The sequence below is a fragment of the Streptomyces sp. Ru62 genome (assembly GCF_002920615.1).
In the GTDB taxonomy this organism is placed as follows: Bacteria; Actinomycetota; Actinomycetes; order Streptomycetales; family Streptomycetaceae; genus Streptomyces.
This window is the reverse complement of sequence record NZ_PQSU01000005.1, coordinates 348612-357010: the sequence shown is the minus strand read 5'-3', so window position 1 is coordinate 357010 and position 8399 is coordinate 348612. Positions and strand designations below refer to the sequence as shown.

Annotated in this window: 5 protein-coding genes; 1 reads left to right on the top strand and 4 read right to left on the bottom strand. The window is 71.4% G+C overall.

The features are described 5' to 3' along the window. A partial coding sequence (locus C3492_RS09655) for a maltotransferase domain-containing protein (protein WP_146075662.1) occupies window positions 1–661 on the bottom strand: 661 nt, incomplete at its 3' end. A gap of 331 nt (window positions 662–992) precedes the next feature. On the opposite strand from C3492_RS09655, the gene C3492_RS09650 reads away from it, so the two are divergent. Continuing rightward, window positions 993–3611, top strand: a complete 2619-nt coding sequence (locus C3492_RS09650) for a glycosyltransferase family 1 protein (RefSeq protein WP_103811308.1) — start codon at window positions 993–995, stop codon at window positions 3609–3611. Window positions 3612–3663: 52 nt separating this feature from the next. Here C3492_RS09650 and C3492_RS09645 read toward each other — a convergent pair whose 3' ends face one another. From C3492_RS09645 to C3492_RS09635, 3 genes are all read right to left on the bottom strand, one after another. Next, complete coding sequence (locus C3492_RS09645) at window positions 3664–4185, bottom strand: DUF1990 domain-containing protein (RefSeq protein ID WP_103811307.1); 522 nt, start codon at window positions 4183–4185, stop codon at window positions 3664–3666. A gap of 71 nt (window positions 4186–4256) precedes the next feature. Then, the gene (locus C3492_RS09640) at window positions 4257–5897 is read right to left on the bottom strand and encodes a M4 family metallopeptidase (protein ID WP_103811306.1); all 1641 of its coding nucleotides are present in this window, start codon (window positions 5895–5897) and stop codon (window positions 4257–4259) included. Window positions 5898–6149: 252 nt separating this feature from the next. Beyond that, window positions 6150–8204, bottom strand: a complete 2055-nt coding sequence (locus tag C3492_RS09635; protein WP_103811305.1) for a M4 family metallopeptidase — start codon at window positions 8202–8204, stop codon at window positions 6150–6152. Window positions 8205–8399 lie beyond the last annotated feature (195 nt).

Below are 8399 nucleotides of genomic sequence, written 5' to 3'. Positions count from 1 at the left end.
GGCGGCCGAGGACCGACTCCACCTCCGGGGCCAGGGCCGCCGCCAGCCGCCAGGGCGCCGGGCGGTTCTCGTCCCGCAGGGCGGCCACCGCGTCCAGGACGACCTGCCGCCGGTCCTCCGGGACCCCGTCGGCCGCACGCTCGTACAGCTGCGCGCCCTCGGTCAGGACCAGCTCGGTGTCGATGCCCGCCGGGATCTTGATCCGGGCGTGGTGCCGCCAGGTGGCGAGCGGGTCCGACCAGGCCTCCACCGTGTAGGTCCAGTGGCCGGGTTCGCCCGCGACGACGGTGGCGCCCCAGCGGTCGGTGCCCGGCGCGAGTTCCCGCATCGGCGTCCAGGGGCCGGGCCGGCCCGCCGGGTCCCGCAGCACCACGTTCGCCGCGACGGCGTCGTGGCCCTCCCGGAACACGGTGGCCGACACCTCGAACGACTCCCCGGTCACGGCCTTGGCGGGCCGGCGGCCGCGCTGGACCACGGGACGTACGTCGAGGACGGGGATACGGCCCACGGTCGTGGCCGAATCCGGGGAGGACCGTTCCCCGGCGGCGGACGGACTGGCGGCGCCGGCCGGCGCCGTGCCTTTCCTGCCCGTCGTCTTCTTTCCTGCTGCCTTGGCCTTGCTGCTTGTCGGGGGTGCTGACGAGTGGTGCGTGGCGGGCATGACCGCTCCTGTCCGCTTCAACAGGGTATGGGCGGATGGATATGGGGAGGTGGGTCCTGCGGAGGTGCTGTGGTGCTGCTGTGGGGTGCGTACCGGAGGAGCCTTCCCACCCGGTTCGGGTGGGCAATCCGGCACTGTGTTAACTACTCACGCGTACGTCCACCCACAAGACCGGCCCCGTCTTCCGAGTGCCCGGTGACCGGGTCTTGACGCCCCCCCGACACCCCCGGCGGGTACGTCCCCACCGACCGCGCGGTAACCACTACCGTCGAAGACGACGACGAGACGTACAACGCCGTGCGTCTCATCCCGCGACGCGTCGAGGTGGCATGTGAAGGCGATCCGTCGGTTCACCGTCCGTCCCGTACTCCCCGACCCCCTGCGGCCCCTGAGCGACTTGGCGCGCAACCTGCGCTGGTCCTGGCACGCCGAAACGCGCGACCTGTTCCAGTCCGTCTGGCCCGAGGGCTGGGCCGGGGCCGGCGGAGACCCGGTGCGGCTGCTGGGCAGCGTACGGCCCGCCAGGCTGGCCGAGCTGGCCGGGGACCGTCGGTTCCTGCGCCGCCTCACCGCCGCCGCCGACGATCTCGATGACTACCTCACCGGTGACCGCTGGTACCAGGAACAGGCCGCCGGCCTGCCCGCCGCCGTCGCCTACTTCTCGCCCGAGTTCGGCATCACGGCCGCGCTCCCGCAGTACTCCGGCGGCCTCGGCATCCTCGCCGGCGACCACCTGAAGGCGGCCAGCGACCTCGGGGTGCCGCTGATCGGGGTGGGGCTGCTGTACCGGCACGGGTACTTCCGGCAGACCCTCTCCCGGGACGGCTGGCAGCAGGAGCACTACCCGGTGCTCGACCCGAACGAACTGCCCCTCACCCAGCTCAAGGAGGCCGACGGCACCCCGGCGCAGGTCTCCCTCGCACTGCCAGGCGGCAAGGCACTGCGCGCCCGGATCTGGCTCGCCCAGGTGGGCCGGGTGCCGCTGCTGCTGCTCGACTCGGACGTGGAGGAGAACGAGCTCGGCGAACGCGGGGTGACCGACCGGCTCTACGGCGGCGGCAGCGAGCACCGGCTGCTCCAGGAGATGCTGCTCGGCATAGGAGGTGTGCGGGCCGTACGGACGTACTGCCGGCTCACCGGGCACCCGGAGCCGGAGGTGTTCCACACCAACGAGGGGCACGCGGGCTTCCTCGGCCTGGAGCGGATCGCCGAACTGTGCGCGGACGGCCTGGACTTCGACTCGGCGCTGGAGGCCGTGCGGGGCGGGACGGTGTTCACCACGCACACCCCGGTCCCCGCCGGCATCGACCGCTTCGACCGGGAGCTGGTGGGCCGGCACTTCGGCCCGGACGCCGAACTGCCCGGCATCGACGTGCAGCGCGTCCTGGCGCTGGGCATGGAGACCTACCCGGGCGGCGAGCCGAACCTGTTCAACATGGCGGTGATGGGGCTGCGGCTGGCCCAGCGGGCCAACGGGGTGTCGCTGCTGCACGGGCAGGTCAGCCGGAACATGTTCGCCGGACTGTGGCCGGGATTCGACGCCGAGGAGGTGCCCATCACCTCCGTGACCAACGGGGTGCACGCGCCGACCTGGGTGGCGCCGGAGGTGCTGCGGCTCGGCGTCCGGCAGATCGGCGTCCAGCGGGCCGAGGACGCGCTGAGCGTCGGCCGCTCCGAGCGCTGGGACGCGGTGGCGGACATCCCCGACCAGGAGGTCTGGGAGCTGCGCCGCACCCTGCGTGAGCAGCTGGTGCTGGAGGTACGGGAGCGGCTGCGGGCGTCCTGGCGGCAACGTGGGGCGGGGAACGCGGAGTTGGGCTGGATCGACGGGGTGCTCGACCCGGACGTCCTGACGATCGGTTTCGCGCGCCGCGTCCCGTCGTACAAACGCCTGACGCTGATGCTGCGTGACCGCGACCGCCTGATGGAGCTGCTGCTGCACCCGGAGCGGCCGGTCCAGATCGTGGTCGCGGGCAAGGCGCACCCGGCGGACGACGGCGGCAAACGCCTGGTGCAGGAGCTGGTCCGCTTCGCCGACGACCCGCGGGTCCGCCACCGGATCGTCTTCCTGCCCGACTACGGCATGGCGATGGCGCAGAAGCTCTACCCCGGCTGTGACATCTGGCTGAACAACCCGCTGCGCCCCCTGGAGGCCTGCGGCACCTCCGGCATGAAGGCGGCGCTGAACGGCTGCCTCAACCTCTCCGTCCTGGACGGCTGGTGGGACGAGTGGTTCCAGCCGGACTTCGGCTGGGCGATCCCCACCGCGGACGGCGCCGGCACCGACCCCGACCGGCGGGACGACATCGAGGCGGCGGCCCTGTACGACCTGCTGGAGCAGCGGATCACCCCCCGCTTCTACGAGCGCGGGCGCGCCGGTCTGCCCGACCGCTGGATCGAGATGGTCCGCCAGACCCTCTCCCTGCTCGGCCCGAAGGTGCTGGCCGGCCGCATGGTCCGGGAGTACGTGGACCGGCTCTACGCCCCCGCCGCGCGGGCACACCGCGCGCTGACCCCGGACACGGCCCGGGACCTCGCCGAGTGGAAGGCGCGGGTGCGGGCCGCGTGGCCGGGGGTGAGCGTCGACCACGTCGAGACGACGGCGACGACGGCCACGGCGGAACTGGGCGGCACCGTGGGCCTGCGGGTCCGGGTCGGCCTCGGTGAACTGGGCCCGGACGACGTGGAGGTGCAGGCGGTGTCCGGGCGGGTGGACGAGGAGGACCGCATCGCGGACGCCACGGTGGTCCCCCTGAAGCCGGCCGGCGCCCCCGACCTGGAGGGCCGCCTCCTCTACGAGGGCCCCCTCTCCCTGGACCGCACCGGCCCCTACGGCTACACGGTCCGCATCCTCCCCACCCACCCCCTCCTCTCCTCCGCCGCGGAACTGGGCCTCGTGACGGTGCCGTCCGAGGAGGTGGTGGAGGGGGCGGGGATGGTGTTGCGGTGACGTGAGGGGCGGGGCCGACCCAGTGGTCCGGCAGCGGTGGGCGGTGGTGCGGTCATACCTCGGGCAGGTTCCCGCACAGCCTCTTCAGTACCGACCCGCATCGCCGTGCGTACGCCTGCTGCAATCCCCGGGTCGCCGGGCCGCCCGCGCGGGCGTACCACTTGGCGGCCTTGCTGAAGGCCGCCACCGTCAGCCAGACGGTGCCGTCGCCGGTGCGGTCGACCACGAAGGCCTCCTCGCCGCACTCGGGGTGGCCTTCGAGGGTGCCGTAGGCCCAGCCGGCCCGGCGGTGTTCCTCGGCCGTCCATATGATGCGGCAGGGGGCCTTGATGACGCCGGCCAGGGTGACGGTGACGTCGGTGCCGGGGGCGGCGCGGTCGGCGCCGGCGTCGATGCCGACGCCCAGCGCGCGGTGCATCTCCCAGGTCAGGACCGCCTCGGCGGCTCGCTGGAACACCTCCTGGCCCTCGCCGAGGCGGGTGCGGACCAGCATGGGGTGGAAGCCGGGCGGGCAGAAGGTGAGATCTTCGCGGGTCGCGCCGACCGGCTCGTAGGTGAAGGGCGCCGAGGACATGGGTCACAAGGGTAGGGCGGCACCCGGAAGAACCGCTTCCCGGGTGCCGCCCCCTCACGAGCCGGCGCGGACTAGCTGACGTTGACCGCCGTCCAGGCCGCCGCGACCGCCTTGTACTCGGCGCTGGTGGAGCCGTACAGCGCGGACGCCGCGTTCAGGGTCGCCGTGCGGGCGGCCTTGTAGTTGGTCGTCGACGTCATGTACGTGGTCAGCGCCTTGTACCAGATCTGCAGCGCCTTGGCGCGGCCGATGCCGGTGACCGCGGCGCCGTTGTAGGTCGGCGAGTTGTAGGTCACGCCGTTGATCGTCTTCGAACCGCTGCCCTCCGACAGGAGGTAGAAGAAGTGGTTCGCGACGCCGGACGAGTAGTGCACGTCCTTGCTGCCGACGGACGAGGACCAGTAGTCGGCCGAGCCGCCGTCCTTGCTGGGCTTGTCCATGTAGCGCAGCGGGGTGCCGTCGCCGTTGATGTCGATCTTCTCGCCGATGAGGTAGTCACCGGGGTCGGACGCGTTGTTCGCGAAGAACTCCACGCCGGTGCCGAAGATGTCGGAGGTGGCCTCGTTCAGGCCGCCGGACTCGCCCGAGTAGTTCAGGCCCGCGGTGTTCGAGGTGACGCCGTGGCTCATCTCGTGGCCGGCCACGTCCAGCGAGGTCAGCGGGTCGGCGTTGCCGGAGCCGTCGCCGTAGGTCATGCAGAAGCAGCTGTCGTCCCAGAACGCGTTCACGTAGGAGTTGCCGTAGTGCACGCGGGAGTAGGCGCCGACCCCGTTGTTCTTGATGCCGTTGCGGCCGAAGGTGCTCTTGTAGAAGTCCCAGGTCTCGGCCGCGCCGTAGGCGGCGTCGGCGGCCGCCGTCTGGTCGGAGGACGAGGTGGAGGCGGTACCGGTGCCGAAGACGTTGGTGGAGCTGGCCACCAGGGTGCCGGTGCCGGACGTCTTGCGGGCCAGGTTGTAGGTCTTGTGGTTGCCCCGCGCGCTGTCGGTGAGCTGGTACGTCGAGCCCGACTGCACGGAGTTGAGGGTGACCGTGCCGGAGTACAGCGTCTTGCCGGTCGCGTTCTCGATGCCCTGGTATTCGTAGAGCTTCTTGCCGGTGGCCGCGTCGGTGATGACGTGGAGCTGGTTCGGGGTGCCGTCGTCCTGGAGGCCGCCGACGACGGTCTCGTAGGCGAGGACGGGCTTGCCGGAGCCGGCCCAGATCACCTTGCGGGCGCCGTCCGCGGTGGTCTTGGCGGAGCCCAGCGTCCTGGCGGCGGACACCGCCTGCTTCTCGGCCTTGGCGGCGGTGATCTGCGGCTTGAGCGAGGCCACCTTGATGGCCGACTTGGCGGCCTTGGTGACGCCCTGGGTCTTGCCGGACTTGGCCGTGTGGACGATCAGGTCGCCGCCGAGCACCGGCAGGCCCGCGTAGGTGCGCTCGTAGCGGGTGTGGACGGTGCCGTCGGCGTCCTTGACGACGTCCTTGACGATCAGCTTCTCCTGGGCGCCGAGGCCTATCTGCCGGGCGGTGCCGGCCGCGTCGGCCTGGGCCTGCTGGATCAGGGTGGTGCGCGCAGCGGCGGACAGCGCGGTCGGGGCGGCGGCGAGCGGCTCGGCCGTGGGCTGGGCGGTGGCACTGGTGGTGACACCGGTGGCGAGCAGGGCTCCGGCGGCGACAGCGGTGGCGATGGCCAGAGTGGTGCGCTTGTGACGCGCGTAGAGGGGGCTCACAGAAGCTCCTTCTCGTGGGGGAGTCCGGGCAGCGTGGGGTTACTGGCCGGAGTATGTGGCGTTGTGAAGTTGCTGTGCTGCTGCGGCGGGTGGAGAGAGAGTGACATCAAGGGCGCGTACATGTCAGGCCCCTGACGTGATGTTGGCCGAAAGTCAACTGTCCGAGAAACGTTTCGGGCGTGTGAACCGGGTGCTGTCCGAGGGTGCTCGACCCTCGGACAGCCCCGTGATCCCGGGTCCTTGGCGTGCGGTTTACGGGAAGGTCAGCTTCCAGCCGTTGAGCGTTCCGGTGTCGTAGGTGGCCTGATCCTGCACCCGCAACTTCCATGTGCCGTTGGCCGGTTCGGCCGAGGCGTTGACCGTGTAGGTCTCGTTCACGTCGTCCGCCGAGTCCGAGGAGCTGAAGTTCTTCAGCCGGTAGGCGGTGCCCGACGGGCCGATGAGGTCGATCACCAGGTCACCGCGCCAGGTGTGGGTGATGTCGACGCTCACCTGGAGGTTGCTCGGCGCGTTCCCGCTGCGGCCGGAGACGGTGATGGACGACGTGACGGCGGGACCGTTGTCCGGCACCGACACCGGCGTGGTGCTCTCGTACGACGTACCGCCACCGCCCCCGCCACCGGAGCGCGCACCGACCCCGACGCCCGCCCAGGCGTCCTGCACCGCCTTGTACTCGGCGCTGGTGGTGCCGTACAGCTCGCCGGCCGCCGCGAGCGTGCCGGTGCGGGCGCCCGCGTAGTTGGTCGTCGACGTCCACTTGGTGGTCAGTGCCCGGTACCAGATCTGCAGCGCCTTGTCCCGGCCGATGCCGGTGACCGGAAGCCCGTCGGCCGTCGGCGAGTTGTAGCTGACGCCGTTGATCACCTTGGCGCCGCTGCCCTCGCTGAGCAGGTAGAAGAAGTGGTTCGCGGGGCCGGACGAGTAGTGCACGTCGACGCCGCCGATGCCCGAGTACCAGCTGTCCTTGGACGCGCCGTCCTTGCTGGGCTTGTCCATGTAGCGCAGCGGGGTGCCGTTGCCGTTGATGTCGATCTTCTCGCCGATGAGGTAGTCGCCGACGTCGGAGCTGTTGTTGGCGTAGAACTCCACGCCGGTGCCCATGATGTCGCTGGTGGCCTCGTTCAGGCCGCCGGACTCACCGCTGTAGTTGAGGTCCGCGGTGTTGGAGGTGACGCCGTGGCTCATCTCGTGGCCGGCGACGTCGATCGCGGTCAGCGGCTTGGCGTTGCCGGAGCCGTCGCCGTACGTCATGCAGAAGCAGCTGTCGTCCCAGAACGCGTTCACGTAGGAGTTCCCGTAGTGCACGCGGGAGTAGGCGCCGACGCCGTCGTTCCTGATGCCGCTGCGGCCGAACACGCTCTTGTAGAAGTCCCAGGTGACCGCCGCCCCGTAGTGGGCGTCCGCGCCCGCGGTGGCCGCGTTCGACGTGGTCCCGTTGCCCCAGGTGTCGCTGGTCTGCGAGAACAGGGTGCCGGTGCCGGAGGTGCCTCGGTTCAGGTTGTACGTCTTGTGGCCCCCGCGCGCCCCGTCGGTGAGCGTGTACGTCGAGCCCGACTGGGTCGTGGTCAGCGTGACCTGCCCGCTGTACTGGGTGTTGCCGACGCCGTTCTTGACGCCCTGGTACTCGAAGAGCTTGCTGCCGGTGGCCGCGTCGGTGACGACGTGGAGCTGGTTCGGGGTGCCGTCGTCCTGGAGGCCGCCGACGACCGTCTCGTACGCCAGCACGGGCTTGCCGCTCGCCGCCCAGATCACCTTGCGGACGCTGTCCGCGGCCGACTTGGTCCCGCCGAGCGCCTTCGCCCGCTGGACGGCCTGCTTCTCGGCCGCGGCCTTCGACACGGCGGGGGTGAGTCCGGCGACCTTCAGCGTGGCGTTGGTGGCCCGGATGACCTCCATGGTCTTGCCCGACCTGGCGGTGGTCACCACCAGGTCGCCGCCGAGCACCGGCAGACCCCCGTACGTGCGCTCGTAGCGGGTGTGCAGCGTGCCGTCGGCGTCCTTGACGACGTCCTTGACGACCAGCTTCTCCTGGGTGCCCAGGCCGATCTGCCGGGCGGTGGCGGTCGTGCCGGCGTCGGCGTGGCGTATCAGCTCCGCGCGCTGCGCGGGCGTGAGCCCGACCGCCGCGTGGGCCGGGCCGGCCTTGCCGGCCCGCGGCGCCGCCGGGGCGGCGGTGGCCGCGCCGGACTGGACGGCGGCGGCGATCAGGGCGGCGACGCCGGCGAGGGCCACGGTGGCGGCGCGGCGGTGCGCGGTGGGGCGGTGCGGGGTGTGGGAGGTGCGTCCGCGAGAGGAATTGCTTCTCACACTGACTCCTTCTGCGTGACCGCGGGTCGCGCGGCCGGGGAGACCGGACGGTGGGTTGGGGCGTCCGGGCAGAACAAGGCGTTACGCGAAAGCCACGTGCAGGTGCGGAGCCGGCTCACACAGAGGCGCGGAAACTGTGGGGTTGCTGTGAGTCGGCCTGGGAAGAGTGGCAGGGGATCTCACCACTTGTCAGGA

What these genes read in the sequence shown, in the direction of transcription:
- C3492_RS09645 (WP_103811307.1), bottom strand. Translation starts at nt 4,185, where the DNA reads ATGTCCTCGGCGCCCTTCACCTACGAGCCGGTCGGCGCGACCCGCGAA.